Below are 25,932 nucleotides of genomic sequence, written 5' to 3'. Positions count from 1 at the left end.
CCTTGGCGGCATCAGCCCAGGAACAGTTTGTACAGGGGGTTCTTGCTTTCATCCCAATGGCGATAGCCAAGGTTGTCGAGGAAAGCGCGGAACGTCTTCATTTCCTTCTTCGGCACCTGCAGGCCGACCAGGATGCGACCGACGTCGCCGCCCTGGTTGCGGTAGTGGAACAGGCTGATGTTCCAGTTCGGATTCATGGTGCTGAGGAAGCGCATCAGCGCGCCCGGACGCTCGGGGAATTCAAAGCGATACAGCAGTTCGTCCTGTGCCAGCGAGCTCTTGCCGCCGACCAGATGGCGGATGTGCACCTTGGCCAGTTCGTCGTGGGTCAGGTCGAGCGTGCTGAAGCCGTTCTTCTCGAAGGTCTTGGCGATCTTGGCCGGTTCATCGGCGCTGCTGGTCTGGATGCCAACGAAGATGTGCGCCGCTTTGGCGTCGCTGATGCGATAGTTGAACTCGGTCACGTTGCGCGGGCCGACCACTTCGCAGAAGCGTTTGAAGCTGCCGTGTTCTTCCGGAATAGTCACGGCGAACACCGCCTCGCGCGCCTCGCCGACGTCGGCCATTTCGGCGACGAAACGCAGGCGGTCGAAGTTCATGTTGGCACCGCAGGCGATGGTGATCAGGGATTGATTCTTGATCGGCTTCTTGGTGTTCTTGGCGCGTTCGATGTAGGCCTTGGCGCCGGCCACGGCCAGTGCGCCGGCCGGCTCGACAATGCTGCGCGTGTCCTGGAAGATATCCTTGATCGCGGTGCACACCGCGTCGGTGTCAACCAGGATGATGTCGTCCACCAGCGCGCGCGTGATGCGGAAGGTTTCCTCACCGACCAGCTTGACCGCGGTGCCGTCCGAGAACAGGCCGACGTCGGGCAGGGTGATGCGGCGACCGGCCTTGATGCTGCGCGCCATGGCGTCAGAGTCGGTGGTCTGCACGCCGATGATCTTGATGTCGGGACGCACCGCCTTGACGTAGGCGGCGATGCCGGAGATCAGGCCGCCGCCGCCGATTGCGACGAAAATTGCGTGGATCGGGTCGGCATGCTGGCGCAGGATTTCCATGCCGACGGTGCCCTGGCCGGCGATGACATACGGGTCGTCGAAGGGATGGACGAAGGTCAGCTTGAGTTTCTTTTCCAGCGTCAGTGCATGGTTGTAGGCGTCGGTGAACGAGTCGCCGAACAGCACGACTTCACCGCCGCGGCCCTTGACCGCTTCGATCTTGACGGAGGGCGTGGTGGTCGGCATCACGATCACGGCGCGGCAGCCGAGCTTGGCTGCCGACAGCGCGACGCCTTGCGCATGGTTGCCGGCCGAGGCGCAGATCACGCCGCGCTTGAGTTGCGCCGGCGGCAAGTGCGCCATTTTATTGTAGGCGCCGCGCAGCTTGAAGCTGAACACGCTCTGCATATCTTCGCGCTTGAAGTAAATCCGGTTTTCCATCCGTTGCGACAGCGTGTTCGCAATTTCCAGCGGCGTTTCCATGGCAACGTCGTAGACACGGGCGGTAAGGATTTTTTGCAGATAATCGGTGGTCATAGTCAGCTAAAGGCACGGTTGGCGCAGTCCGGGACTGCGATTCTCACGCTGTTTTCCGATGGCAGATCGGGAAACGCAGGGGCGCGGCGAACTGATCATTATAATGGAGGCGACTGACAGGCTTATATCCGCATGCGGATGCAGCATATGAAGCGCCGGCTTTTTTGGCTTGAAGAATTCGCTTTTGCTGTCATCTGCAGTCAAACAGCGCGAATGCGCGTCAATTTTCTCCCACCATCCATTCTTATCTGGTCTGCATGATTGAATCCGCCATTTTGTGGTTGCTGAACTTCCTTGCCGTGCCGAGCGTCGGGCTGACGTCGGTATTTTTCATCAGCTTCATCTCGGCGACATTGCTGCCGCTCGGCTCGGAACCGGCTGTGTTTGCGGTCATCAAGGCCAACGCCGACATGTTCTGGCCGGTCATCCTGGTGGCAACGGTGGGCAATACGCTGGGAGGAATGGTGGACTACTGGATGGGTTACGGCGCCAAGCAGACCTTTGCCCGCGAACGCAGCAGCCGTTGGTTCCACTGGTTGGAGCGCTTCGGCCCCAAGACCATGCTGCTGGCCTGGTTGCCTGGCGTCGGCGACCCGATCTGCACGCTGGCCGGCTGGCTGAAGCTGCCGTTCTGGCCGTCGGTGTTTTACATGATGATCGGCAAATTCCTGCGCTACCTGTTCATGACCTGGCTGCTGCTCAACGTACCGGACGGTTTCTGGCGCGGCATCGCGAACTGGCTAGCCTAGCAGCGTATCAAGCAGCATCATCGTCACGAAGCCGGCCAGCAGGCCGAGCGTGGCCTGGGTCTCATGGCCTTGCCGATGCGATTCCGGAATCACTTCGTGGCTGATCACGAACAGCATTGCGCCGCCTGCGCCGGCCAAAGCCCATGGCAAGGCCGTGGCCGACACGCCGGTGGCGAGCGCGCCGAGCACGCCGCCGATCGGTTCCACGAGTCCGGACAGGATGCCTGCTCCGGCCGACTTCCACGGCGAATAACCGAGCGAGCGCAAGGCCAACGCTACTACCAGCCCCTCGGGAATATCCTGGATGCCGATGCCGGTCGCCAGCGCAATCGCCTTGCCCATTTCGTCGCCGCCGAAACCCACGCCGATCGCCAGGCCTTCAGGGAAATTGTGGATCGTCACGGCCATCACGAACATCCAGATGCGGCTGGTGCGCATGGACTGGATCGTCGGATTGGGCGCGATGAAATGCTGGTGCGGTATCAGATGGTTAATCGCCAGCACGAACAGGCCGCCCAGCATGATGCCGGTGGCGGTCAGCAAGACCGCGCCGGTTTTCTCGTAGCCCAGCGTCTGCGCCTGGTTCATGGCCGGGATAATCAGCGAAAACACGCTGGCCGCCAGCATGATGCCCCCGCCGTAACCGAGCAGCATGTCTTGCGTGCGTTCGGAAATGCGCCGCGTGAACAGCACGCCGAGCGCCCCCAGCGCCGTCAGTCCCGCCGCAGCGGAGGAGCCGAGCAGCGCCATCCAGACTTCGGGATGGGCCAGGAAAAACGCTTGCAGGCCTTCATAGGATTTGACCAGGGCGAACACCAGCCCGACTGCCAGCATGGCGATCTGACGCAGGCGCAGGCCGGCCCAGAATCCAGGTTGGGAAGGAGGTGCTGCAGGTGTCGATTCGACAGGGAATTGTTCGCGCAATTGGGCTTGTATCATGGCAGTCATCCTCGGGATCGGATTGGCGGATGGCTGTCCTAAGCCTTGCACTCGGCGTATTCGGCGAGGGTGATGGCTAGATTTTCCAGAATTTCGGTAATCAGTAATTGCAACATAGCATTCTCCGTAGGCTAAGGAAAGGTCGGGATGAGTCAATAATAGATTTATACGATCAATAATTAAAAATTGATTGTATTTATTGATTCGATAGAGGCGACTATGTTGCGATGCGGAAATCCCGTCAATTGTAGCGATTTTTCGCAAATAAGAACCATTTCGCATTGTTCTTCCGAAAGTAAGGGCATTCCCTCGCGAGCGACGGCAATAAGATAAAATGCATATCCGGCAGCAGATTTTTTCCAAAATTAATGAACGCCCCCGCAAAAATCCAGGCTTTGCTTACTGATGCACCGCAAGGTGCCAGCCCCACGCGCTTGCGCGAAATTCCGTACAACTACACCTCGTTCTCCGACCGCGAAATCGTGATTCGCCTGCTGGGCGAAGACGCGTGGCGCGTGCTCGACGAGTTGCGCAGCAAGCGCCAGACCGGTCGATCCGCACGCATGCTGTACGAAGTGCTGGGCGACATCTGGGTGGTGCGCCGCAACCCGTATCTGCAGGACGACATGCTGGACAATCCCAAGCGTCGCGCTGCATTGATCGAAGCCTTGCACCATCGCCTGGCCGAAGTGGACAAGCGCCGCATCGACGTCAATCAGTCTGAATCGGGGGACGCCGCCGCTGCTGATAGTGCGCGCCGCAGCGCCAATGTCGAGCTGCTGATCAAGGCCGCCCGCAAGGCGATTGCTGATTTCGGCGAAGAATTCAAGCACACCTACGACCTGCGCAAGCGCGCCACCAAGGTCCTGGGTCGCTATACCGCCAAGGACAACATCAAGTTCGACGGCCTGTCGCGCGTCTCGCACGTGACCGACGCCACCGACTGGCGCGTCGAGTATCCGTTCGTCGTGCTCACGCCCGACACCGAAGACGAGATGGCCGGCCTGGTCAAGGCCTGTATCGAACTTGGCCTGACCATCATCCCGCGCGGCGGCGGCACCGGTTATACCGGCGGCGCGATTCCGCTGACGCCGATGTCGGCCGTCATCAATACCGAAAAGCTGGAGCAGCTCGGCGCCGTCGAGATGGAAGTCCTGCCTGGTCTCGACAAACCGTACGCCACGATTTACTCGGGCGCCGGCGTGGTCACCAAGCGTGTCTCCGACGCTGCTGAAAAAGCCGGCTTCGTCTTCGCGGTCGATCCGACCTCGGCCGAAGCTTCGTGCATCGGCGGCAACGTCGCCATGAACGCCGGCGGCAAGAAGGCCGTGCTGTGGGGCACCGCGCTCGACAACCTGGCCAGCTGGCGCATGGTTGATCCGCAAGGCGACTGGCTCGAAGTCACGCGCCTGGACCACAACCTCGGCAAGATCCACGACGTCGAACTGGCAAGCTTCAAGCTCGAGTGGTCGCACCCCGGCGAAAAGGGCCAGAAGACCGAAGTTTTCAAGACCGAAATCCTCGAGATCGCCGGCCGAAAATTCCGCAAGGAAGGCTTGGGCAAAGACGTCACCGACAAATTCCTGTCGGGTTTGCCCGGCATCCAGAAAGAGGGTTGCGACGGCCTGATCACCTCGGCGCGCTGGATCCTGCACAAGATGCCCAAGCAGACGCGCACCGTCTGCCTCGAGTTCTTCGGCCAGGCGCGCGATGCGATCCCGTCGATCGTTGAAATCAAGAATTACCTCGACGCCGAAACCAAGAAGGGCGGCGCCATCCTGGCCGGCCTGGAGCATCTGGACGAGCGCTACCTGCGCGCGGTCGGCTACGCGACCAAATCCAAACGCGGCGTGCTGCCGAAGATGGTGCTGATCGGCGACATCGTTGGCGACGACGAAAACGCCGTGGCGCAGGCCGCCTCGGAAGTGATCCGCATGGCAAACAATCGCGTCGGCGAAGGTTTCGTCGCGATCAGCCCGGAAGCGCGCAAGAAATTCTGGCTCGACCGTTCGCGCACCGCCGCCATCGCCAAGCACACCAACGCCTTCAAGATCAATGAAGACGTGGTGATTCCGTTGCCGCGCATGGGTGAGTACACCGACGGCATCGAGCGTATCAACATCGAACTGTCGATCAAGAACAAGCTGCAATTCCTGGACGAGCTCAATGCTTTCTTCGTCAAGGGCAACCTGCCGCTGGGCAAGAGCGACGACGCCGAAGGCGAAGACATTCCCGCTGCAGAAATGCTGGAAGACCGCGTGCACCAGGCGGAAGACCTGATCGCCAAGACCCAGGCGCGCTGGACCTATCTGCTGGCCAATCTCGACAAGCCGTTGAGCGAGGCCAAGGATGAAATGGCGGCGCTCGGTCTCGACAAGCTGTTGCCGGTATTCGAGCAGCGCCTGCTTGAGCAGCCTGACGCCAACGTGTTCCACGTCGTGCAGGACCGTACCGTGCGTGTGTCGTGGAAGCAGGAAGTGCGCGCGCAGCTGCGGCAGATTTTCAGCGGCGGCGCGTTCAAGCTGATCCTCGAAGAATGCAACGCGATCCACAAGCGCGTGCTGCGTGGACGCGTGTTCGTGGCGCTGCACATGCACGCCGGCGACGGCAACGTGCACACCAACTTGCCGGTCAACTCGGATCATTACCAGATGCTGCAGGATGCCCACGAAGCCGTGGCGCGCATCATGGCGCTGGCGCGTTCGCTGGACGGCGTGATTTCCGGCGAGCACGGCATCGGCATCACCAAGCTTGAATTCCTGACCGAAGATGAAATCAGCGAATTCCGCGACTACAAATTGCGCGTCGATCCGGAAGGTCGTTTCAACAAGGGCAAGCTGCTGAACCTGCCCGGCTTTGAAGCCGACCTGTCCAATGCCTATACGCCGTCGTTCGGCCTGATGGGCCACGAATCGCTGATCATGCAGCAAAGCGACATCGGCGCCATCGCCAACAGCGTCAAGGATTGCCTGCGTTGCGGCAAGTGCAAACCGGTGTGTGCGACGCACGTGCCGCGCGCCAACCTGCTGTACTCGCCGCGCAATAAAATTCTGGCGACTTCGTTGCTGGTGGAAGCCTTCCTGTACGAAGAGCAGACTCGCCGCGGCGTGTCGATCAAGCATTGGGAAGAGTTCGAAGACGTCGCCGACCATTGCACCGTCTGCCACAAGTGCGTGACGCCATGCCCGGTCGATATCGACTTCGGCGACGTCTCGATGAACATGCGCAATCTGCTGCGCAAGATGGGCAAGAAGTCGTTCAACCCCGGTACTACCGCGGCGATGTTCTTCCTCAATGCCACCGATCCGGCCACCATCAATGCCACGCGCAAGGTGATGACCGACTGGGGCTTCAAGGCGCAGCGCCTGGGCAACGACATCTTCAAGAAGTTCGCCCGCAAGCAGACGCAGAAACCTGCGGCCACGGTCGGCAAGGCGCCGATCAAGGAGCAGGTGATCCACTTCATCAACAAGAAGATGCCGGGCAACCTGCCCAAGAAGACCGCGCGCGCGCTGCTCGACATCGAGGACGACAAGATCGTGCCGATCATTCGCGATCCCAAGACCACCACGGCGGAAACCGAAGCGGTGTTCTACTTCCCGGGTTGCGGTTCGGAGCGATTGTTCTCCCAAGTCGGTCTCGCCACGCAGGCGATGCTGTGGAACGTCGGCGTGCAGACGGTATTGCCGCCGGGTTACTTGTGCTGCGGTTATCCGCAACGCGGCAGCGGCGATTTCGACAAGGCCGAAAAGATCATCACCGACAACCGCGTGCTGTTCCATCGCATGGCCAATACGCTGAACTACCTCGACATCAAGACCGTCGTGGTGTCCTGCGGCACCTGCTATGACCAGTTGCAAGGTTATGAATTCGAGAAGATCTTCCCGGGCTGCCGCATCATCGACATCCACGAATATCTGCTGGAGAAGGGCGTGCGCCTGGAAGGCGTCACCGGTACCCGTTACATGTACCACGACCCTTGCCACAGCCCGATGAAATTGCAGGATCCGCTGAAGACCGTCAATTCGCTGATCACCACCATCGACGCGCAAAAGATCGAGAAGAATGATCGCTGCTGCGGCGAGTCGGGAACCTTCGGCGTGAGCCGTCCGGATGTCTCGACCCAGGTGCGCTTCCGCAAGGAAGAAGAAATGCGCAAGGGTGCCGACAAGGTGCGCGCGGATGGCTTCGACGGCGACGTCAAGATCCTGACGTCGTGCCCGTCGTGCTTCCAGGGCTTGTCGCGCTACAACGAAGACTCGGGCACCACCGCCGACTACATCGTGGTCGAAATGGCCAAGCACCTGCTCGGCGAAAACTGGTTGCCTGACTACGTGGCCCGCGCCAACAACGGCGGCATCGAACGCGTGCTGGTGTAAGCATGAGCAATGTCGGCGATATCAGCAACGCATGCGATTTGTGCGACGGCGACGGCGGCGAGCTGCTGTTCAACAACGGCAGCTTGCGCGTCGTGCTGGTCGACGAACCGGCTTATCCCGGTTTCTGCCGCGTGATCTGGAACGGTCACGTCAAGGAAATGACCGACCTCGCTCCGGCGGCTCGCTCTGCCGTGATGAATGCAGTGTGGGCCGTCGAGTCCGCCGTGCGCGAAGTCATGCAACCTGAAAAAATCAACGTCGCCAGTCTCGGCAACATGACGCCGCACGTGCATTGGCACGTGATTCCACGCTACCTCGACGATGCGCATTTCCCCAGCCCGGTCTGGGCCGAGGTGCGCCGCGACAGCTCTGCTGCAGCCCTCGCCGAACGTACCGCTCTGCTGCCAAAGCTGCGCGCAGCGATTGCACGCGAACTGGCGGCAGCCGCCTGACTGCGGGCAACCGCCGGCATCCTCACCTCGCAAGACACCACACAGAATAGGAAGCGCACGCAATGAGCTCCGGTCCCACGCCCGTATCCTTCAAGGTCCGCACACAGTCGCGCGTGATGGAAGTCGCCTTCGACGACGGCGCCCAGTTCTCCATTCCGTTCGAACTGCTGCGCGTGTATTCGCCTTCGGCCGAAGTACGCGGCCACGGCCCCGGCCAGGAAACCTTGCAGACCGGCAAACGTGAAGTCGGCATCGTCGGCGTCGAACCTGTCGGCAATTACGGCATCAAACCGATATTCTCGGACGAACATTCCAGCGGCATTTTCACCTGGGAGTACCTGTATCAACTGGGACGCGACCAGGACGCAATGTGGGAAACCTATCTGCAGAAACTGGAAGCCGCAGGTTTCACGCGCGAAAGCGGTCGCGACCAGGACATGAGTGCGGCCGGCGGCAGCGCCTGCGGTCATCATCATTGAGTGCAACGGGGATCTCCCGTCAAGCTCGTTGAGCTGATTGAGCGCCGCGGACCACCGCTTATAATGTCGCCTTATTTGAATTCCTTATTTCAGGTTGCCACATGACCAACACCACCCACTTCGGTTATCAGACTGTTTCGGAAGAAGACAAGGTCCATAAAGTCGCCGAAGTCTTCCATTCCGTCGCCGCCAAGTACGACGTCATGAACGACTTCATGTCGGCAGGCCTGCACCGGATCTGGAAGGCGTTCACCATCGCCCAGGCCGGTATTCGTCCCGGCTTCAAGGTGCTCGACATCGCCGGCGGCACCGGCGACCTGTCCAAGGCTTTCGCCAAACAGGCCGGTCCGAGCGGCGAAGTCTGGCTCACCGACATCAATGAATCGATGCTGCGCGTCGGCCGCGACCGCCTATTGAATAAGGGCATCCCGACCCCCACCTTGTTGTGCGACGCGGAGAAACTGCCGTTCCCGGACAACTACTTTGATCGCGTGTCGGTGGCCTTCGGCTTGCGCAACATGACCCACAAGGATGTTGCCCTGTCGGAAATGCGCCGTGTGCTGAAACCGGGCGGCAAGCTGCTGGTGCTGGAGTTCTCCAAAGTCTGGGAGCCGCTGAAGAAACCGTACGACGTCTATTCCTTCTCGGTGCTGCCGTGGCTGGGACAGAAAGTCGCCAACGACGCCGAAAGCTATCGTTATCTGGCTGAATCGATCCGCATGCATCCGGATCAGGAAACGCTGAAGAAGATGATGGAAGACGTCGGTCTTGAGCGTGTGCAGTATTACAACCTGACTGCGGGCGTTGCCGCCTTGCATACGGGTATCAAACTCTAAGCCTTGGGCTGGAGACAATTTAAGCAGGAGCTCGTGTGAAAAAATTCTTCGTCATCCTCATGCTGGCAGTGACGGCCATGACCGTCGCGATGTCGGGCGCTGAAGCCAAGCGTCTCGGCGGCGGCGGCTCGTTCGGCAAGCAATCGTCGAACTACGCGCGCCAGGCGCCGACGCGTCCTGCGCAATCGCCATCCAATGTCGCACCCGCCAAACCGGCCGCGCCGGCTGCAGCACCGCAATCGGTGCCACCGAAACCGGCCAGCCCGTGGAAGGGCATCCTCGGCGGCGCCTTGCTCGGCCTCGGCCTGGGCGCGCTGCTGTCGCACTTCGGCATGGGCGGTGCCATGGCAAGCATGCTCAGCACCATCCTGATGGTGGCGCTGCTGGCTTTCGTGGCAATGTTCCTGTTCCGCATGTTCACGCGCAAGAATGGCGCCACCTCGGGCAGCACCGGCAACAATGGTTTCACTCCGCAGCCGGCTTACGCCAGCGCGACTGAACCGTCGGTGTACACGCCTGAAATCGGTTCGCGCATCGAGCCGGTCGGCGTGCAAGCGCCGGCCTCGCTGCAAGGCGCCAATGAATTCGGTTCGTCCACGGCCGCCGGCAACCCTGCCAATGCGCCGATCATCCCGTGGGGCATCCCGGCAGACTTCGACGTGGCCGGCTTCGTGCGCAACGGCAAGACTTATTTCATCCGCCTGCAAGCGGCGTGGGACAAGGGCGACATCAATGACATCCGAGAATTCACCACGCCGGAAATGTTTGGCGAACTGCGCCTGCAACTGCAGGAGCGCGGTAGCGTAGCCAACAACACCGACGTCGTGCAGATCGACGGCGAGTTGCTTGGCATTGAAACGCTGGAGCACGATTACCTGGCGACCATCAAGTTCACCGGCCTGATCAAGGAAGTCCCGGAAGCCTCGGCGGAACCGTTTGCCGAAATCTGGAATCTGTCCAAGCCGCTCAACGGCGCGGGCGGCTGGGTGCTGGCAGGTATTCAGCAAGTGTAAGCATTCTGTTGCCAGGCCTGCGACTTACTGAGCAGCGCCAAGAACTGTTAAACTTGAAACCGCCCGACATCCCTCGGGCGGTTTTCTTTTTTGATGCCGCGAACTCCCATGCTCTCTTCTCTCTTGCGTCCAGCTACCGCCGTCATCAACCATTTGCTCGCGCAAGAGCCGTGGGCGCAGGCCAAGCTCATTGCACACCGCGACAAGACCGCGTGCATCGACGCCGGCGTGGTGCAACTGATGCTCACGGTCACCGGCGACGGCTTCCTCAAGAATGCCGACGACAACGCCGTGCCCGCCGTGACCATCCACCTGAAGTTGTCCGATTTGCCACTGATCCTGGCCAACCGCGAGCGCGCCGTGTCCTACGTCAGGATCGAGGGCGACGCCGATTTCGCCAATGCGATTTCCCAGCTGAGCCAGTCGCTGCGCTGGGAGGCGGAAGAAGACCTCGGCAAGGTGGTCGGCGATATCGCCGCCACGCGCATCGTGTCCGGCGCCAAGTCGATTGCCGCTGCGGCGCAGACCACGCAAAAACAACTCGCCGAAAATGTCGCCGAATACTTCCTGGAAGAACAACCGATGCTGATCCGCCCGCACGTCATGAGTGAATTTTCCAGCGAGGTCGTCAAGCTGCGCGACGATCTCGAACGCCTGTCCAAGCGGATAGAGAAGCTGGAGCGTCGCTGATGTTTTTGCGTTCCTTGCGTCTGTTCAAGATCGTGCGCGTGGCAATACGCTACGGCCTCGATGAAATCGCCATCTCCGGTTTCGACACGCCTCGCATCACGCGCCTGCTCAACGGCATTTTTTTCTGGCGCGACATTTCGACCCCGCGCGGCGAACGCCTGCGCCGTGCGCTGGAAGACCTCGGTCCGATCTTCGTCAAGTTCGGCCAGGTGCTGTCGACGCGGCGCGACCTGCTGCCTCTGGATATCGCCGATGAGCTGACACGCCTGCAGGACCGCGTGCCGCCGTTCGATTCCGACCTGGCGATTGCGCAGATCGAGAAGTCGCTGGGTGCGCATCCGGATGTCTTGTTCGCCAGCTTCGACCGCACCCCGATCGCATCCGCTTCCATCGCGCAGGTCCACTTCGCCACACTGAAAGACGGCACCGAAGTCGCCGTCAAGGTCTTGCGACCGGGCATGCGCAGCACCATCGACCACGATATCGGCCTGATGCACATCGCCGCCGACTGGGTCGAGCGCCTGTGGGCCGACGGTCGCCGGCTCAAGGCCAAGGAAGTCGTCGGCGAGTTCGACAAATACCTGCATGACGAACTCGACCTGATGCGCGAGGCCGCCAACGCCAGTCAGCTGCGCCGCAACTTCGCCAACTCCGATCTGCTGATGGTGCCCGAGATGTACTGGGATTATTGCTCCTCGTCCGTGATCGTGATGGAGCGCATGCACGGCATCCCGATCGGCCAGACCGAGCGCCTGCAGGCGGAAGGCGTGGATCTGAGCAAGCTGTCGCGCGACGGCGTCGAGATCTTTTTCACGCAGGTGTTCCGCGACGGCTTCTTCCATGCCGACATGCATCCGGGGAATATCCTGGTGTCGACCGCCCCGGCCACCTTCGGCCGTTACATCGCACTCGATTTCGGCATCGTCGGCACGCTGACCGACTTCGACAAGGATTACCTGTCGCAGAATTTCCTGGCGTTCTTCCAGCGCGATTACAAGCGCGTTGCTGAAGCGCATATCGAATCCGGCTGGGCGCCGAAAGACACGCGCGTCGACGAACTCGAAGCGGCGGTGCGGGCCTGCTGCGAACCGATTTTCGACCGGCCGCTGAAAGACATCTCGTTCGGCCAGGTGCTGTTGCGCCTGTTCCAGACCTCGCGCCGTTTCAATGTCGAAGTACAGCCGCAACTGGTGCTGTTGCAAAAGACACTGCTCAACGTCGAAGGCCTCGGCCGCCAGCTTGATCCCGAACTCGATTTGTGGAAAACCGCGAAACCGTATCTGGAACGGTGGATGAACGAGCAGATCGGCTGGCGCGGTTTCATCCAGCAGCTCAAAGTCGAAGTGCCGCGCTACAGCCGTCTATTGCCGCAGTTGCCGCGCCTGGCGCATCAGGCGCTGACGATGGCGACTGAAGGCGGCAAGCATGACCAGAACGCCGACTTGCTCAGGAAGCTGGTCGCTGAACAGCGCCGCACCAATCTGCTGCTGGGGGTGATCGTGTATTTCGGCGGCGGTCTGATCGGCGGGATCATCGTGGTGCAGGTGCTGCTGCACTTCTTGCGGTACTAAGGCACGACAAGAACAAAAACAGGGACGCAACGGAAATGACAGCCGCACAGACTCCATCGCGCGCACATTGGTTGCCGTTCATCGTGGCGGCGACGTTCTTCATGGAATACCTCGACACCACCATCATTGCGACGGCCTTGCCGCAGATGGCGCAGGCGTTCAAGGTGGGGCCGAACGAGCTGAGTCTGGGCATGACGGCCTACATGCTGACGCTGGCGGTGTTCATCCCGATCAGCGGCTGGATCGCCGATCGCATCGGATCGCGAACGGTGTTTGCTTCGGCGATCGTGATCTTCACGCTGGCGTCGGTGCTGTGCGGGATTTCCGGCAACGTCTTCGAATTTACCGCCGCCCGCATTTTGCAAGGCATGGGCGGGGCGCTGATGGTGCCGGTCGGGCGCCTGATCGTGGTGCGCAACACCAGCAAGGACAAGCTGATGAAGGCGATCTCGACGATCACCTGGCCGGCGATCGTGGCGCCTGTCGTGGGGCCGTCTTTGGGCGGTTTCATCACCACTTATTTTTCCTGGCACTGGATCTTCCTGATCAACGTGCCGTTCGGCATCGCGGCATTGATCGCGGTGCTCAGCATCGTTCCCAACGAGCGCGGCAACCAGCGCAAGCCGCTCGACATGGCCGGCTTCTTCCTCAGCGGCACGGCCTTGACTTCACTCCTGTATGGCACCGAACTGGCCAGCCACACCGAAACCAATTTGCTGGTGGCAGTGCTGTTCATCGCCGGCGGGATCGTGCTTGGCGTGTTTTCGTATCGGCATGGCATGCGCCGCGAACATCCTCTGCTGGACTATTCAACGCTCAAGGTGCCGACATTTAACGTGACCGTCGTCGCCGGCTCGTTTACTCGCATCGGCATCGAGGCGGTGCCGTATCTGTTGCCGCTGTTGTTCCAGATCGGCTTCGGCTTGTCGGCATTCCATTCCGGCTTGCTGCTGCTGGCCAGTGCACTCGGCAACCTGGGGATGAAGATGTTCACCACGCGCGTGCTGCAGCGTTTCGGCTTTCGTCGCGTAGCGCTGAACAATGCCGTGATTGCCGGTGCATTCGTGCTGGCCTGCGGTCTGCTCACCGCAACGACGCCGCTGCCGGTGGTGCTGATGACGATCTTCATCTACGGTCTGTCGCGCTCGATGCAGTTCACTACGCTGGCGACCCTGGCCTATGCGGATGTCAGCGAAGCGCAGAAGAGCGCCGCTTCCACCTTGTGGAGCGTGGCGCAGCAGATGACGATCGGCATGGGCATCGCGTTCGGCGCCTTGGCTTTGCGCGTGGCGTCGTATTTCAACGGCGGTGCCGACGTGGTGACCGCGGCAGGCGGCGAGGCGCATTTCTCCGTCACCGATTTCCATTGGGCGTTCGCCATGGCGGGTGTGTTGACGCTGTGTTCGGCGCTCGGCTATCGCAGCCTGGCGAAAGACGCCGGCGATAATCTCGGCGGCGGCGTACGCGGCGCAGCGAAAAGCCGCTGATCCTTCAGAGTGCTGAAAACCGCTGCGCCAGTTGCTCGCTGCGGAAGTGCTCCACCACATAGTCGACGAACACGCGCGTCTTGGCCGGCAGCAATCGCGCTGCGGCGAAGTAGAGCGCCAACATGCCGCCGTCGACATGCCAGTCCGGCAGCACCCGCACCAGCGCTCCGCTCTTCATGTACACCACCGCATGGGGCATTGCCGTCAGCGTGATGCCCAATCCCATCTGCGCAGCTTCACACGCTGCATTCGGATCGCTCATTGTCATTTTCACCTTCAGATTGATCACCGACTGCGCGCCGTCGCGATTGCGCAAGGTCCAGGCGCGGACGCGGCCGGTTTGCGGTGAACGGATCAGGATGCCGTCGTGCTGTTCCAGATCGTCGGGCGTGCGGATGGGCGGGCGTTGTGCCAGATACGCGGGAGAAGCCAGCAGCACCCGATGCGCCGGCGCCAGCTCGCGCGCAACGATGCCGGGTGGCAGTTCGATGCTGCCGCCGATGGCGGCGTCGAAGCCTTCCGTAATCAGGTCCACGGGGCGATTGTCGAAATGCCAGTCCGGCGAGATGGCCGGATAGCGCGCCAGAAATCCGGCCAGCAGCGGCACGATGTATTCGCGCCCGAATCCCGTTCCCATGCTGACCTTCAGTACGCCGGCCGGCTGGCCGTCTGCGCTGGCCAGGTTGGCGACCGCGCTCTGGATGCTGGACAGGCCGCCGCTGACTTCCCGCAGAAACCGCTCTCCGGCCTCGGTCAGGCTCAGGCTGCGCGTGCTGCGCTGGAACAGCCGTACGCCAAGATTCGATTCAAGGCGGGCGACATTCTTTCCCACGGCGGCGGAACTCAGGCCTAGCCGTCGTGCGGCTGCGGAGAAACTGCCGGCTTCGGCAGAAATGACAAAACACTCAATGCTGGTCAGGGATTCCATGGGTCTATTTTAAACATAATGTTTAAAAAGAAGATAGTGATTGCTATCTAGTTTAAACATAATCGCTACCCCATACTTCATTCCAAGCCAAACGGAATTCGAGATCAACCCACCGAAACCGCAGGCCATACGTTCATTCTTTCTTACCCAAACAAGGAGCAATATCATGACTGCAAATACCAACACCAATCTGAACCTGTCCAACAAAGTTGCCTTCGTGCAAGGCGGTTCCCGCGGCATCGGCGCCGCCATCGTCAAGCGCCTGGTGCAGGAAGGCGCCATCGTTGCCTTCACCTATGTCAGCTCGCCGGACAAGGCACAAGCGCTGGTCAGCGAACTCGAAGCCAAGGGCGGCCGCGCACTGGCCATTCAGGCTGACAGCTCGGACAGCACAGCATTGCAACAAGCGATCCGCATCGCCGCCGAAACCTTCGGGCGCCTCGACATCCTGGTCAACAACGCCGGCGTGTTGGCGATGGGCCCGGTGGAAGAATTCAAGCTGGAAGACCTGGACCGTACCCTGGACGTGAACGTGCGCAGCGTATTCGTCGCTACCCAGGAAGCAGTGCGCTTCATGCGTGAAGGCGGTCGCGTCATCACTATCGGCAGCACCAACGCCGACCGCATGCCGTTCGCCGGCGGCGCCGTGTACGCCATGAGCAAGTCGGCCATCGTCGGCCTGACCAAGGGCCTGGCGCGCGACCTCGGTCCACGCGGCATCACCGTCAACAATGTGCAGCCAGGTCCGGTCGACACCGACATGAATCCGGCGGACAGCGATTTCGCTGACGCGCTGAAAGGCCTGATGGCGTTGCCGCGTTATGGCAAGGCCGAAGAAATCGCCAGCTTCGTGGCGTATCTGGCAGGCCCTGAGGCTGGTTACATCACTGGCGCCAGCCTGACGATCGACGGCGGCTTCTCTGCCTGATCACATGGCAAAGCGGCAGACGTAAAAAAAGCGGAGTTTTCGGGCTCCGCTTTTTTAATGGCGCGACAATCGGGCAAATTCTAAGCAGCTCAGGCAAACAAGCGCGCCAGCTCGACACCAGGTTCCGGCGCGCGCATGAAGGCTTCGCCGACCAGGAAGGCATTGACCTTGGCGTCGCGCATGCGCTTGACGTCGTCCGGGGTGGCGATGGCCGATTCGGTGATGACCAGTTTGTCGGACGGAATGCGCGGCAGCAGATTGAGCGTCGTGTCCAGCGTGGTCTCGAAGGTGCGCAGGTTGCGGTTGTTGATGCCCAGCAGCGGGGTCTTCAGTTTCAGCGCGGCGTCGAGTTCGACGCCGTCATGCACTTCCACCAGCACGCTCATGCCGAGCTCATGGGCACAGGCTTCGAGTTCGGCCATCAGGCCGTGGTCGAGTGCCGCCACGATCAGCAGGATGGCGTCGGCGCCCCACGAGCGCGCTTCATAGACCTGGTACAGGTCCATCATGAAATCCTTGCGCAGCACCGGCAGCGTGCAGGCGGCGCGCGCCTGCTTGAGGTAGTCCGGCGCGCCCTGGAAGAATTGCACGTCGGTCAGCACCGACAGGCAGGCTGCGCCGTGCGCGGCGTAGCTGACGGCGATCTCGGCGGGCTTGAAATCGGGACGGATCACGCCTTTCGACGGCGAGGCTTTTTTTACTTCGGCGATGATGCCGGCATGGCCGGCAGCGATCTTGCCGCGCAGGCTTGCTTCGAAGCCGCGCAATTGTGCGCGCGCTTCGGTGTCGGATTCGACGTCGCGACGCAGGCTGGCCAGGTCGCGGTGCTTCTTGGCCGCTTTGACTTCTTCGGCTTTGACGTCGAGGATCTTGTTGAGGATGTCAGACATGAAAATTCCTTGATTGCATATTGATGTTACTTGCGCTGATCCAGCGCCAGCCGGAACGCCAATGCGCCCAGCGTCAGTCCCATGACATAACGCTGCACCCGCATCCAGCCCGGATTGCTGGAGAAGAAGCCGGCAATCGCGCTTGCCGTCAGGATCAGGAGGCCGTTGACGGTGAAGCTGACGGCGATCTGCGTCACGCCCAGTGTCAGGCTTTGCAGCATGACGTGGCCGTGTTCGGCGTGGATGAACTGCGGCAGGAAAGACATGTAGAACATCGCCGCCTTGGGATTGAGCAGGTTGGTCAGGAAGCCCATGCGGAACAGGGTCGCATTGCTGTCATGCGGCAGGTCCTGGGTCTGGAACGGCGACGCGCCGCCCGGCTTGATTGCATTCCACGCCATCCACAGCAGATAGGCCGCGCCCAGATACTTGATCAGGTCATAAGCCAGCGGCACCGCCAGGAACAAGGCCGTCAGGCCGAAGGTCGCGGCCAGCATGTGGACCACGAAACCGGCCGCCACGCCCAGCAGCGAAATCATCCCGGCCGTACGCCCCTGGCAGATCGAGCGCGATACGCAATACATCATGTTGGGGCCGGGAGTCAGCACCAGCACCAAAGCGGCCAGCGCGAAGATCAGCAAATCGTTCAGGGGAATCATGTGTGCGCCTTTCCGTCAGTGAAAAGATTTCTTCCAAATATCAACGTCGAAAATTAATTCTTGCCGCCCAGTTGCTTGGTCGCATTGACGAACTGGTCGACCTTGGCCAACGCCGCGCCGGAGGCAATGGTCGCGCGCGCCTTGTTCAGGCCTTCTTCGATCGACGTCGCGATGCCGGCCGCATACAGCGCCGTGCCTGCGTTGATGGCGACGATGTCGTGTACCGGACCCGGCACGCCCTTGAGCGCTTCGAAGATTTTTTCCTTCGATTCGTTGGCGTTGGCGACTTGCAGGTTGCGGCTGGCGAACATGCTCATGCCGAAGTCTTCCGGATGGATTTCGTATTCGCGGATTTCACCGTTGACCAGCTCGCCGATCATGGTGGCGCCGCCCAGCGTGACTTCATCGAGATTGTCGCGGCCCCAGACCACGATCGCATGTTGCGCGCCGAGACGTTGCAGCACGCGCACCTGGATGCCGACCAGATCCGGATGGAATACGCCCATCAGGATGTTCGGCGCACCGGCCGGGTTGGTCAGCGGGCCGAGGATGTTGAAAATGGTGCGCACGCCCAGTTCCTTGCGCACCGGCGCCGCGTGCTTCATGGCGGCGTGGTGATTGGGCGCGAACATGAAGCCGATGCCGGTCTGGGCGATCGATTGCGCGACCTGTTCCGGCTGCAGGTTGATGTCGGCGCCCAGTGCTTCGAGCACATCGGCGCTGCCCGACGACGAGGACACGCTGCGTCCGCCGTGCTTGGCGACGCGTGCACCGGCGGCGGCGGCGACGAACATCGACGCCGTGGAAATGTTGAAGGTGTGCGCGCCGTCGCCGCCGGTGCCGACGATGTCGAGCAGATTGGTGGTGTCGGCCATCGGCACTTTGGTGGCGAACTCGCGCATGACTTGCGCGGCGGCGGCGATTTCGCCGATGCTTTCCTTCTTGACGCGCAGGCCCATGGTGAGCGCGGCGATCATGACGGGCGACATCTCGCCGCTCATGATCTGGCGGAACAGCGTCAGCATTTCGTCGTGGAAAATTTCGCGGTGCTCGATGCAGCGCAGTAAGGCTTCTTGTGGCGTGATGGACATGATGTTCTCGGATGATGTCAACGGGACGGCGGCGTTCAAGAGCGGGCCGTGCCGGTCAGGAAGTTCTTGAGCAAGGCGTGGCCGTGTTCGGAAAGGATCGATTCCGGGTGGAATTGCACGCCCTGCAAATCAAATTCCTTGTGGCGCACGCCCATGATTTCACCATCGTCGGTCCAGGCGGTGACTTCGAGGCAGTCGGGCAGCGAAGCGCGCTCGATGGCCAGCGAGTGATAGCGGATCACGGTGTAGGGGCTGGGGATGTCCTTGAACACGCCGACGCCGGTGTGGGCGATCTTCGATGTCTTGCCGTGCATGACTTGCTTGGCGCGTACTACCTTGCCGCCGAAGGCTTCGCCGATGGCCTGGTGGCCGAGGCAGACGCCGAGAATCGGCAGCTTGCCCGAGAAATGCTTGAGCAGGTCGATGCAGATGCCGGCTTCTTTCGGACTGCATGGGCCGGGCGACAGGCAGATGCGTTCGGGATTCAGTTTTTCGATTTCGGCCAGCGTGATCTCATCGTTGCGAATGGTCAGCACTTCTTCACCGAGCTCGCCGAAATACTGGACGATGTTGTAGGTGAAGGAATCGTAGTTGTCGATCATCAGCAGCATTTAGATTTCTCCATCCAGTCCGTCTTGCACTTGTTCGGCAGCGCGCAGAACGGCGCGCGCCTTGTTTTCGGTTTCTTCCCATTCCATTTCCGGCACCGAGTCGGCGACGATGCCGGCCGCGGCCTGCACGTACAGCGTGCCGTCCTTGATGACGCCGGTGCGGATCGCGATCGCGACATCCATTTCGCCGCCGAACGACAGGTAGCCGCAGGCGCCGCCGTAGATGCCGCGCTTGGTCGGCTCGAGTTCGTCGATGATTTCCATGGCGCGCACTTTCGGCGCACCCGACAGCGTGCCGGCGGGGAAGGTGGCTTTCAATACGTCCAGATTCGACAGGCCGGGTTTGAGCAGGCCTTCGACGTTGGAGACGATGTGCTGCACGTGGGAATATTTTTCGATGACCATCTGGTCGGTGACCTTGACGCTGCCGGTGGTGGCGATGCGGCCGATGTCGTTGCGCGCCAGGTCGATCAGCATGACGTGTTCGGCGATTTCCTTGGGATCGGCCAGCAGTTCGGTCGCCAGCTGGGCGTCGCGTTCCGGGGTCGATCCGCGCGGGCGGGTGCCTGCCAGCGGACGGATGGTGATTTTCTTTTGCGCTTGGCCGTCTGAGGTCTGGCCGATGGTTTCGTTGCGCACCAGGATTTCCGGCGAGGCGCCGACGATCTGCATGTCGCCGAAGTTGTAGAAGTACATGTACGGCGACGGGTTCAGCGAACGCAATGCGCGATACAGCATCAACGGCGAGTCGACGTAGGATTTCTTCAGGCGCTGGCCGATCTGCACTTGCATCAAGTCGCCGGCCATGACGTATTCCTTGGCCTTGGCGACAGCCTTCAGGTATTCATCCTTGGGGAATTCGCGAATCGTTTCGGTACGCACCGAGCCGCTGGTAACCGGTGCATCGGCGCCGCGGCGCAGCATGGCGCGCAAGTCTTTGAGACGCTGGCGGCCTTTGCTGAAGGCTTCCGGCTGCGACGGATCGGTGTAGACGATCAGATAGAGTTTGCCGGAGAGATTGTCGATGACGGCCAGTTCTTCGGTCACGAGCAATTGGATGTCGGGCAGGCCGAGATCGTCTTTCGGCGCGCTGTCGGCCAGGCGCTTCTCGATGTAGCGCACGGCGTCATAGCCGAAGTAGCCGGCCAGGCCGCCGCAGAAGCGCGGCATGCCGGGGCGGATCGCGACTTTGTAGCGGGACTGGAATTCCGCGATGAACTCGAGCGCGTTGCCCTCGAGCGATTCGATGACCTTGTCGTGTTTCAGGACTTCGATCTTGTTGCCGAAGCTGCGCAGCTTGGTGGTGGCAGGTAGACCAATGAAGGAATAGCGGCCGAAACGCTCACCGCCGACCACCGATTCCAGCAGGAAGGTGTTCTTGCCGGCATTCTGGGTTTGCGCCAGTTTGAGGTACAAGGTCAGCGGGGTTTCCAGATCGGCGAAGGCTTCGGCGATCAGCGGAATGCGGTTGTAGCCTTGCGAGGCCAGCGATTTGAATTCGAGTTCGGTCATCGTTTCTCTCCAGGACCGCTATTGTAGACGGGTTGCAGGGTGCAGGACGACTTGAAGCGTCCCGGCAAGCGCGTGCCGACGATAGCGATGTGTTTAAACAGGGTGGTGTTGCAAAAAACTTGCTGGTACGCGGGGAAGAAAAACGGGAGCGGCCAGCAGCTGACGAGGCTTAGTTAGCCCAGGATTGCCAGCGTCGCCACAGCCAGGCCTCAGGGGCGGCTGATTTGTTGGCGTTGAGTTTTTTGTTGAGAAACATTTGTCGTATGTGTTCAGTAAGAAAGCTTTTTCACTACGAAATTTGGTGCGCTGCATCCAGCAGCGTTGGAACTATACCATCGGAATCGACGTTGTGTATAGGTTCGCCGTGATTGTAGCCGTAGGGCACGTTCAGAACCCGGCAACCCGCAGCCCGCGCGGCTTGCGCGTCGTTGGACGAATCGCCGATGGCGACCACCTGCGACGGTTGCAGGGAAAAATCTGCGCAGACCTGCAGCAAGGGCAGGGGATCCGGCTTCTTTTTCGGCAGGGAATCGCCGCCGTAAATCACGTCGAAATACGGATACAGGCCCTTCTTGTCCATCAGCGGCAGGGCAAAGGCGATCGGCTTGTTGGTCACGCAGGCCAGGCGCAGGCCCTTGGCCTTGAGCGCCTGCAGGCCTTCGATCACGTTCGGATAGAGCGTGGCGTAATCGCCGTTGATCGCGAGGTAATGCTCCTGATAGGACGCCAGGGCTTCCTCGAAGCGCTGTTCCACGCCATCTTCGTCGTAATCGACGGCCAGCACGCGGCGCATCAGGTTTTCCGATCCCTTGCCGACAAAATTGACGATGGTTTGCATCGCCAGCGGCCCCAGGCCCAGGTCGGCGCGCATGCGGTTGACCGCGACGTGGAAATCCGGCGCGGTGTCGAGCATGGTGCCGTCGAGGTCGATGATGGCCGCTTTGATGTTGTCGAGCATGGGATCTTTCCGGGATTGCTTTACTTGGCCAGTTCGCCGCGCATGGCGTCGATGACGGCCTTATAGTCCGGCTTGCCGAAGATGGCGGAGCCGGCCACGAAGGTGTCGGCGCCGGCCTTGGCGGCGGCGGCGATATTGTCGATTTTGATGCCGCCGTCGACTTCCAGCATGATGTCGCGGCCGGATTCGTCGATGCGGCGGCGCACAGCGGCGATCTTCTTGAGCGCTTCAGGAATGAAGGACTGGCCGCCGAAGCCCGGGTTGACGGACATGATCAGGACGATGTCGATCTTATCCATGACGTGATCGAGAAAGTGCAGCGGCGTGCCGGGATTGAACACCAGGCCGGCTTTGCAGCCGTTGTCGCGGATCAGCTGCAGCGAACGGTCGATGTGCTCGGAGCCTTCCGGATGGAAAGTGATGATGTTGGCGCCGGCCTTGGCGAAGTCGGGAATGATGCGATCGACCGGCTTGACCATCAGATGGACGTCGATCGGCACCTGCACATGCGGGCGGATGGCTTCGCAAACCAAAGGTCCGATGGTCAGGTTGGGAACATAATGGTTGTCCATCACGTCGAAGTGGATGATGTCGGCGCCGGCAGCGACGACATTGCGGACTTCCTCGCCCAGGCGGGCGAAGTCGGCGGACAGGATGCTGGGGGCGATACGGTAGTTAGGCATGGCGATATGGCTTATGGAGGGCTGTAGAGCGATTGAAGATGCGCTATTTTACCCGTTCGCCGCGTACGGTTTTGTTGCAAGCCTTGCACTTGAGGTTGATTTCGTGTGGAATGGGCCAGGCTTTTTACAAAATCGAGGAAATCCGCATGGCGACGTATGAGTTAACGGTGACGGTCAAGACGCAATATCTGGAGGAACAGTCCGATCCGGCGCGTTCGCATTATGTATTCGCCTATGCGATCACCATCGTCAACTCGGGACAGGTGCCGGCCCAGCTGATTTCGCGCCACTGGGTCATCACCGACGCCAACAACCACACCGAAGAGGTGCGTGGTCTGGGCGTCGTCGGCCATCAGCCGTTCCTGCAACCGGGGGAACAGTTCGAATACACCAGCGGCACGTCATTGCAGACGCCGCAGGGTTCGATGCATGGAGAGTATTTTTGCGTCGCCGAAGACGGCGAGCAATTCGACGTGAAGATCCCGGAGTTCATCCTGTCGCTGCCGCGTACGCTGCATTAAGCGTCTTGCACCAGGGCTCAAGCCTGGCTGTCGTCTTTTTTATCGGCGGATTTTTTTGTCTGAACGGATTGGTCCGGCTTGCGTCCGGAAAACATGGTCCACCAGACAATGAAGACAAAAATAAAGAAGGCTGCGCCGGCTTCGAGTATTAACCACCACATTTCATGTTTCCTCAATGTCACTTATTCAAACGAGCATCCGCCGCAGTTTACCCGCATTAGCCGTCATCGTCGCCGTCTCCCTTGCCGCTTGTACGACCACGCCGTTGCCGCCGGCCAGGCCGACGCCGCCCGTGACGCCGTCCAAGCCGACCACGCCGGCTCAGCCCGAGGGCCAGGCCCAGGGAATGCAAAAAAGCAGCTTCGCCGCCATGCCGGGCTGGGACCGGGATAGCTTGCGCGACGCCTGGCCGGCTTTCCTGACCTCATGCCAGACGCTGATCCGCCGCAATGAATGGAAAAACGCCTGCACCACGGCGCGCCAGGTCAATGCCGATGACGAGGGTGCGATTCGCGCGTTCTTCGAATCCGGCTTCACGCCGTACAAGGTATTCAATCCGGACGGCAGCGACACCGGGCTGGTGACCGGCTACTACGAGCCCTTGCTGCGCGGTTCGCGCAAGCGCGGCGGGCCGTATCAGACCCCTCTATATAGAGCCCCCGACGATTTGCTGACGATCGACCTGGCCAGCCTGTACCCGGAGCTCAAGAACATGCGCCTGCGCGGGCGCGTAGTCGGCAACAAGGTGGTGCCGTATTCCTCGCGCGCCGAGTTGTTGCAATCGGGCGCGCTGGCGGGCAAGGAGTTGGTCTGGGTGGATGATCCGGTGGAGGCTTTCTTCCTGCAGGTGCAGGGATCGGGCCGGGTTCAGCTCACCGATACGCAGGAAACCGTGCGCCTCGCCTATGCCGATCAGAACGGCTATCCCTACAAGTCGATCGGCCGTTATCTGGTCGACAAGGGGGAAATGACCCTGTCGCAGGCATCCGCGCAGGGCATCAAGGCCTGGGTGATCGCCAATCCATCGCGCCAGAACGAGCTGTTGAACGTCAATCCAAGCTATATCTTCTTCAAGGAAGAGAAAATCACGGATCCGTCCAAGGGGCCGAAAGGCGCTATGGGTTTGCCATTGACCGGTCAGCGTTCTATCGCGGTTGATCCGCAGCATATTCCTCTCGGTGCGCCGGTGTTTCTGGCGACGACGCAGCCCAATAGCGACGCGGTCCTGCAGCGGCTGGTGCTGGCGCAGGATACCGGCGGCGCCATTCGCGGTGCGGTGCGGGCCGACTACTTCTGGGGTTTCGGCAATGAAGCCGGCGAAAAGGCCGGCGGCATGAAACAGCGCGGCATGATGTGGGTGCTGTTGCCGAATTCCTGAGTTTCGTCGCCTGCATCAGGGCATTGCAAAAGAAAACCCGGCTTGCCTATATAGAGCAAGCCGGGTTTTTTGTTGTCTGTGGCGGTTAGGGCGGTGGTCAGCGCAATACCAGGACGGGAATGGTGGAGTGCGCCAGCACCTTCTGCGTCTTGCTGCCGAGAAATAGTCTGCTGAGTCCGCTGCGCCCATGGGAGGCCATGAAGATGACGTCGCAGGCGTACTTCTTGGCGGCGTTGACGATTTCTTCGTCCGGCGCGAACGACAGTATGGTCGTGGTTTCGCATTCCACGCCGGCAGCCCGGGCGGCGTCGGCGATCTTTTTCACATGCTGTTCTGCGAGGGTCCGGACGTTTTCTTCGTAGATGCCGGGGTCGATCGCCATGGAGCTTTCCGCCAGCGGCGAGAACGGGTAGGGCTCGGCCACGGAAATGCCGATGATCTTGGATTTGCAATGCTGGGCGTAGTCGATGGCGTTGGCGATTGCCTTGTCGGAGCGCTCCGATCCGTCCGTCGGGACAAGAATGGTCTTGAACATATGATCCTCCTCTGTTGTTGTGAAGGGATACCCCAGTATAGGCTCTGACCTTTGCGGCCGGGACAAATTCCTGGGGGGCTTTGACATGGCGCAAATTCATTGGCGTTACAATCGACGCGGCAGGTACATTCAACTATCGCGCTACCCCTATATAGAGGAGACCAGATGAGCTACGAAAACATTCTGACCGAGACCATTGGCAAGGTTGCGGTGATCCGCCTGAACCGGCCGAAGGCCCTGAACGCGTTGAACGACGCGCTGATGATCGACCTCGGCGACGCCTTGCTGGCTTTTGACGCCGATGACAACATCGGCTGCATCATCGTCACCGGCAGCGAAAAGGCGTTTGCGGCCGGCGCCGACATCTCGGTGATGGCGCGCTACAACTACATGGACGTGCTCAAGGGAGAATTCATCACGCGCAACTGGGAAACCATCCGCCGCGTGCGCAAGCCGGTGATCGCCGCAGTAGCCGGTTACGCGCTGGGGGGCGGCTGTGAGCTGGCGATGATGTGCGACTTCATCATCGCCGCCGACAATGCCAAGTTCGGCCAACCTGAAATCAAGCTCGGCATCGTGCCCGGCGCCGGCGGCACCCAGCGCCTGCCGCGGGCGGTATCCAAGGCCAAGGCCATGGACCTGTGCCTGACCGGGCGCATGATGGATGCGCAGGAAGCCGAGCGCGCCGGTCTGGTGTCGCGCGTGGTCCCCGCCGACAAACTGATGGACGAGGCATTGGCCGCAGCCATCGTCATCACCGAGATGTCGCAGCCGGTGGCGGCGATGGTCAAGGATTCGGTGAACCGCGCCTACGAAACGACGCTGACCGAAGGCATCAGATATGAGCGCGCATTGTTCTACAGCTGCTTCGCCATGGAAGATCAGACGGAAGGCATGGCGGCGTTCCTGGAAAAGCGGGCGCCGAGTTTCAAGAATCAATAATTTGCTGCCTGTATCTGCTTGAAAATGAAGCCCATCCCGTGAGGGATGGGCTTCATGCTTTTGTTTTCAAAATTATTTACGGTTGCAAATCCAGAGCTGGAGCGGGTTTGCGGGGAGGTGGATTAAAAAGTTTAAATAATTTTTCAAAAAGTATTGCACGGAT

24 protein-coding genes are annotated in these 25,932 nt (G+C 60.6%); 13 read left to right on the top strand and 11 right to left on the bottom strand.

Annotation, left to right across the window (positions count from 1 at the left end):
- Positions 1 to 11: 11 nt before the first annotated feature.
- Complete coding sequence (gene ilvA / locus ACIROW_RS10610) at positions 12 to 1,538, bottom strand: threonine ammonia-lyase, biosynthetic (RefSeq protein WP_402275035.1); 1,527 nt, start codon at positions 1,536 to 1,538, stop codon at positions 12 to 14.
- 257 nt (positions 1,539 to 1,795) lie between these two features.
- On the opposite strand from ilvA, the gene ACIROW_RS10605 reads away from it, so the two are divergent.
- Positions 1,796 to 2,287, top strand: a complete 492-nt coding sequence (locus tag ACIROW_RS10605) for a YqaA family protein (RefSeq protein ID WP_116436410.1) — start codon at positions 1,796 to 1,798, stop codon at positions 2,285 to 2,287.
- Here ACIROW_RS10605 and ACIROW_RS10600 read toward each other — a convergent pair.
- Entirely contained in the window at positions 2,279 to 3,226 is a 948-nt protein-coding gene (locus ACIROW_RS10600; protein ID WP_402275032.1) for a ZIP family metal transporter, read from the bottom strand. The two genes, ACIROW_RS10605 and ACIROW_RS10600, sit on opposite strands and share 9 nt — an antisense overlap.
- Positions 3,227 to 3,594: 368 nt before the next feature.
- Between ACIROW_RS10600 and ACIROW_RS10595 the strand changes: the two genes are divergently transcribed.
- The 8 genes from ACIROW_RS10595 to ACIROW_RS10560 all read left to right on the top strand — a co-directional run bounded on the left by ACIROW_RS10595 (position 3,595) and on the right by ACIROW_RS10560 (position 14,133).
- Positions 3,595 to 7,605 carry a DUF3683 domain-containing protein gene (locus tag ACIROW_RS10595; protein ID WP_402275030.1) on the top strand — a complete coding sequence of 1,337 codons (4,011 nt, stop codon included), beginning with the start codon at positions 3,595 to 3,597 and terminating at the stop codon, positions 7,603 to 7,605.
- 2 nt (positions 7,606 to 7,607) lie between these two features.
- Positions 7,608 to 8,057 (top strand): HIT family protein, encoded by a 450-nt coding sequence (locus ACIROW_RS10590; RefSeq protein ID WP_402275028.1) that lies wholly within the window; start codon positions 7,608 to 7,610, stop codon positions 8,055 to 8,057.
- Positions 8,058 to 8,119: 62 nt separating this feature from the next.
- The gene (locus tag ACIROW_RS10585; RefSeq protein WP_402275026.1) at positions 8,120 to 8,536 is read left to right on the top strand and encodes a gamma-butyrobetaine hydroxylase-like domain-containing protein; all 417 of its coding nucleotides are present in this window, start codon (positions 8,120 to 8,122) and stop codon (positions 8,534 to 8,536) included.
- Positions 8,537 to 8,637: 101 nt separating this feature from the next.
- The gene (gene ubiE / locus ACIROW_RS10580) at positions 8,638 to 9,372 is read left to right on the top strand and encodes a bifunctional demethylmenaquinone methyltransferase/2-methoxy-6-polyprenyl-1,4-benzoquinol methylase UbiE (protein ID WP_402275024.1); all 735 of its coding nucleotides are present in this window, start codon (positions 8,638 to 8,640) and stop codon (positions 9,370 to 9,372) included.
- A gap of 35 nt (positions 9,373 to 9,407) precedes the next feature.
- Positions 9,408 to 10,385 (top strand): Tim44 domain-containing protein, encoded by a 978-nt coding sequence (locus tag ACIROW_RS10575; RefSeq protein ID WP_402275022.1) that lies wholly within the window; start codon positions 9,408 to 9,410, stop codon positions 10,383 to 10,385.
- Between the two features lie 108 nt (positions 10,386 to 10,493).
- The gene (locus ACIROW_RS10570; RefSeq protein WP_402275019.1) at positions 10,494 to 11,075 is read left to right on the top strand and encodes an SCP2 domain-containing protein; all 582 of its coding nucleotides are present in this window, start codon (positions 10,494 to 10,496) and stop codon (positions 11,073 to 11,075) included.
- Positions 11,075 to 12,646 (top strand): ubiquinone biosynthesis regulatory protein kinase UbiB, encoded by a 1,572-nt coding sequence (gene ubiB / locus ACIROW_RS10565; protein WP_116436404.1) that lies wholly within the window; start codon positions 11,075 to 11,077, stop codon positions 12,644 to 12,646. The genes ACIROW_RS10570 and ubiB overlap by 1 nt, the downstream gene beginning before the upstream one ends.
- A 35-nt stretch (positions 12,647 to 12,681) precedes the next feature.
- Positions 12,682 to 14,133: a DHA2 family efflux MFS transporter permease subunit gene (locus ACIROW_RS10560; protein ID WP_402275017.1), complete on the top strand. Its 1,452-nt coding sequence runs from the start codon at positions 12,682 to 12,684 to the stop codon at positions 14,131 to 14,133.
- A gap of 4 nt (positions 14,134 to 14,137) precedes the next feature.
- On the opposite strand, the gene ACIROW_RS10555 is transcribed toward ACIROW_RS10560, so the two are convergent.
- Positions 14,138 to 15,061: a LysR family transcriptional regulator gene (locus ACIROW_RS10555; RefSeq protein ID WP_402275014.1), complete on the bottom strand. Its 924-nt coding sequence runs from the start codon at positions 15,059 to 15,061 to the stop codon at positions 14,138 to 14,140.
- A gap of 166 nt (positions 15,062 to 15,227) precedes the next feature.
- On the opposite strand from ACIROW_RS10555, the gene ACIROW_RS10550 reads away from it, so the two are divergent.
- On the top strand, positions 15,228 to 15,989 hold the full coding sequence (locus tag ACIROW_RS10550; protein WP_402275011.1) for a 3-oxoacyl-ACP reductase family protein: 762 nt from the start codon (positions 15,228 to 15,230) through the stop codon (positions 15,987 to 15,989).
- Between the two features lie 89 nt (positions 15,990 to 16,078).
- Here ACIROW_RS10550 and trpC read toward each other — a convergent pair whose 3' ends face one another.
- The 7 genes from trpC to rpe all read right to left on the bottom strand — a co-directional run bounded on the left by trpC (position 16,079) and on the right by rpe (position 22,393).
- Complete coding sequence (gene trpC / locus ACIROW_RS10545; protein ID WP_402275009.1) at positions 16,079 to 16,879, bottom strand: indole-3-glycerol phosphate synthase TrpC; 801 nt, start codon at positions 16,877 to 16,879, stop codon at positions 16,079 to 16,081.
- Between the two features lie 26 nt (positions 16,880 to 16,905).
- A complete protein-coding gene (locus tag ACIROW_RS10540; RefSeq protein ID WP_402275007.1) occupies positions 16,906 to 17,538 on the bottom strand; it encodes a LysE family translocator in 633 nt (210 codons plus the stop codon).
- Between the two features lie 53 nt (positions 17,539 to 17,591).
- A complete protein-coding gene (trpD, locus tag ACIROW_RS10535; RefSeq protein WP_402275005.1) occupies positions 17,592 to 18,629 on the bottom strand; it encodes an anthranilate phosphoribosyltransferase in 1,038 nt (345 codons plus the stop codon).
- 35 nt (positions 18,630 to 18,664) lie between these two features.
- A complete protein-coding gene (locus ACIROW_RS10530) occupies positions 18,665 to 19,240 on the bottom strand; it encodes an aminodeoxychorismate/anthranilate synthase component II (RefSeq protein WP_116436398.1) in 576 nt (191 codons plus the stop codon).
- Complete coding sequence (gene trpE / locus ACIROW_RS10525) at positions 19,241 to 20,752, bottom strand: anthranilate synthase component I (protein WP_402275002.1); 1,512 nt, start codon at positions 20,750 to 20,752, stop codon at positions 19,241 to 19,243.
- A 289-nt stretch (positions 20,753 to 21,041) separates the two neighbouring features.
- Positions 21,042 to 21,710 carry a phosphoglycolate phosphatase gene (locus tag ACIROW_RS10520; RefSeq protein ID WP_116436396.1) on the bottom strand — a complete coding sequence of 223 codons (669 nt, stop codon included), beginning with the start codon at positions 21,708 to 21,710 and terminating at the stop codon, positions 21,042 to 21,044.
- 20 nt (positions 21,711 to 21,730) lie between these two features.
- Entirely contained in the window at positions 21,731 to 22,393 is a 663-nt protein-coding gene (gene rpe, locus ACIROW_RS10515; RefSeq protein WP_053195103.1) for a ribulose-phosphate 3-epimerase, read from the bottom strand.
- Positions 22,394 to 22,539: 146 nt separating this feature from the next.
- On the opposite strand from rpe, the gene apaG reads away from it, so the two are divergent.
- Both apaG and ACIROW_RS10505 read left to right on the top strand, forming a co-directional pair.
- Positions 22,540 to 22,914 carry a Co2+/Mg2+ efflux protein ApaG gene (gene apaG / locus ACIROW_RS10510; protein ID WP_029363138.1) on the top strand — a complete coding sequence of 125 codons (375 nt, stop codon included), beginning with the start codon at positions 22,540 to 22,542 and terminating at the stop codon, positions 22,912 to 22,914.
- Positions 22,915 to 23,089: 175 nt separating this feature from the next.
- Positions 23,090 to 24,292 (top strand): murein transglycosylase A, encoded by a 1,203-nt coding sequence (locus ACIROW_RS10505; RefSeq protein WP_402274999.1) that lies wholly within the window; start codon positions 23,090 to 23,092, stop codon positions 24,290 to 24,292.
- A gap of 97 nt (positions 24,293 to 24,389) precedes the next feature.
- On the opposite strand, the gene ACIROW_RS10500 is transcribed toward ACIROW_RS10505, so the two are convergent.
- Positions 24,390 to 24,827, bottom strand: coding sequence for a universal stress protein (locus ACIROW_RS10500; RefSeq protein ID WP_402274997.1), 438 nt, complete (start codon positions 24,825 to 24,827; stop codon positions 24,390 to 24,392).
- 165 nt (positions 24,828 to 24,992) lie between these two features.
- Here ACIROW_RS10500 and ACIROW_RS10495 point away from each other — a divergent pair, with 165 nt between their 5' ends.
- Positions 24,993 to 25,769 (top strand): enoyl-CoA hydratase, encoded by a 777-nt coding sequence (locus tag ACIROW_RS10495; RefSeq protein ID WP_402274995.1) that lies wholly within the window; start codon positions 24,993 to 24,995, stop codon positions 25,767 to 25,769.
- Positions 25,770 to 25,932 lie beyond the last annotated feature (163 nt).

It is taken from the genome of Herbaspirillum sp. NPDC101397 (assembly GCF_044767325.1).
Taxonomy (GTDB): Bacteria; Pseudomonadota; Gammaproteobacteria; order Burkholderiales; family Burkholderiaceae_D; genus Herbaspirillum.
The sequence above is the reverse complement of the archived record's forward strand: the minus strand, read 5'-3'. Positions and strand labels throughout refer to the sequence as shown.

What these genes read in the sequence shown, in the direction of transcription:
- ACIROW_RS10495 (WP_402274995.1), top strand. Translation starts at nt 24,993, where the DNA reads ATGAGCTACGAAAACATTCTGACCGAGACCATTGGCAAGGTTGCGGTG.
- ubiB (WP_116436404.1), top strand. Translation starts at nt 11,075, where the DNA reads ATGTTTTTGCGTTCCTTGCGTCTGTTCAAGATCGTGCGCGTGGCAATA.
- ACIROW_RS10540 (WP_402275007.1), bottom strand. Translation starts at nt 17,538, where the DNA reads ATGATTCCCCTGAACGATTTGCTGATCTTCGCGCTGGCCGCTTTGGTG.
- ACIROW_RS10500 (WP_402274997.1), bottom strand. Translation starts at nt 24,827, where the DNA reads ATGTTCAAGACCATTCTTGTCCCGACGGACGGATCGGAGCGCTCCGAC.
- rpe (WP_053195103.1), bottom strand. Translation starts at nt 22,393, where the DNA reads ATGCCTAACTACCGTATCGCCCCCAGCATCCTGTCCGCCGACTTCGCC.
- ACIROW_RS10560 (WP_402275017.1), top strand. Translation starts at nt 12,682, where the DNA reads ATGACAGCCGCACAGACTCCATCGCGCGCACATTGGTTGCCGTTCATC.
- ACIROW_RS10520 (WP_116436396.1), bottom strand. Translation starts at nt 21,710, where the DNA reads ATGCTCGACAACATCAAAGCGGCCATCATCGACCTCGACGGCACCATG.
- ACIROW_RS10595 (WP_402275030.1), top strand. Translation starts at nt 3,595, where the DNA reads ATGAACGCCCCCGCAAAAATCCAGGCTTTGCTTACTGATGCACCGCAA.
- ACIROW_RS10605 (WP_116436410.1), top strand. Translation starts at nt 1,796, where the DNA reads ATGATTGAATCCGCCATTTTGTGGTTGCTGAACTTCCTTGCCGTGCCG.
- ACIROW_RS10570 (WP_402275019.1), top strand. Translation starts at nt 10,494, where the DNA reads ATGCTCTCTTCTCTCTTGCGTCCAGCTACCGCCGTCATCAACCATTTG.
- ACIROW_RS10600 (WP_402275032.1), bottom strand. Translation starts at nt 3,226, where the DNA reads ATGATACAAGCCCAATTGCGCGAACAATTCCCTGTCGAATCGACACCT.
- ACIROW_RS10550 (WP_402275011.1), top strand. Translation starts at nt 15,228, where the DNA reads ATGACTGCAAATACCAACACCAATCTGAACCTGTCCAACAAAGTTGCC.
- apaG (WP_029363138.1), top strand. Translation starts at nt 22,540, where the DNA reads ATGGCGACGTATGAGTTAACGGTGACGGTCAAGACGCAATATCTGGAG.
- ACIROW_RS10555 (WP_402275014.1), bottom strand. Translation starts at nt 15,061, where the DNA reads ATGGAATCCCTGACCAGCATTGAGTGTTTTGTCATTTCTGCCGAAGCC.
- ACIROW_RS10505 (WP_402274999.1), top strand. Translation starts at nt 23,090, where the DNA reads ATGTCACTTATTCAAACGAGCATCCGCCGCAGTTTACCCGCATTAGCC.
- trpD (WP_402275005.1), bottom strand. Translation starts at nt 18,629, where the DNA reads ATGTCCATCACGCCACAAGAAGCCTTACTGCGCTGCATCGAGCACCGC.
- ilvA (WP_402275035.1), bottom strand. Translation starts at nt 1,538, where the DNA reads ATGACCACCGATTATCTGCAAAAAATCCTTACCGCCCGTGTCTACGAC.
- trpC (WP_402275009.1), bottom strand. Translation starts at nt 16,879, where the DNA reads ATGTCTGACATCCTCAACAAGATCCTCGACGTCAAAGCCGAAGAAGTC.
- ubiE (WP_402275024.1), top strand. Translation starts at nt 8,638, where the DNA reads ATGACCAACACCACCCACTTCGGTTATCAGACTGTTTCGGAAGAAGAC.
- trpE (WP_402275002.1), bottom strand. Translation starts at nt 20,752, where the DNA reads ATGACCGAACTCGAATTCAAATCGCTGGCCTCGCAAGGCTACAACCGC.
- ACIROW_RS10590 (WP_402275028.1), top strand. Translation starts at nt 7,608, where the DNA reads ATGAGCAATGTCGGCGATATCAGCAACGCATGCGATTTGTGCGACGGC.
- ACIROW_RS10530 (WP_116436398.1), bottom strand. Translation starts at nt 19,240, where the DNA reads ATGCTGCTGATGATCGACAACTACGATTCCTTCACCTACAACATCGTC.
- ACIROW_RS10585 (WP_402275026.1), top strand. Translation starts at nt 8,120, where the DNA reads ATGAGCTCCGGTCCCACGCCCGTATCCTTCAAGGTCCGCACACAGTCG.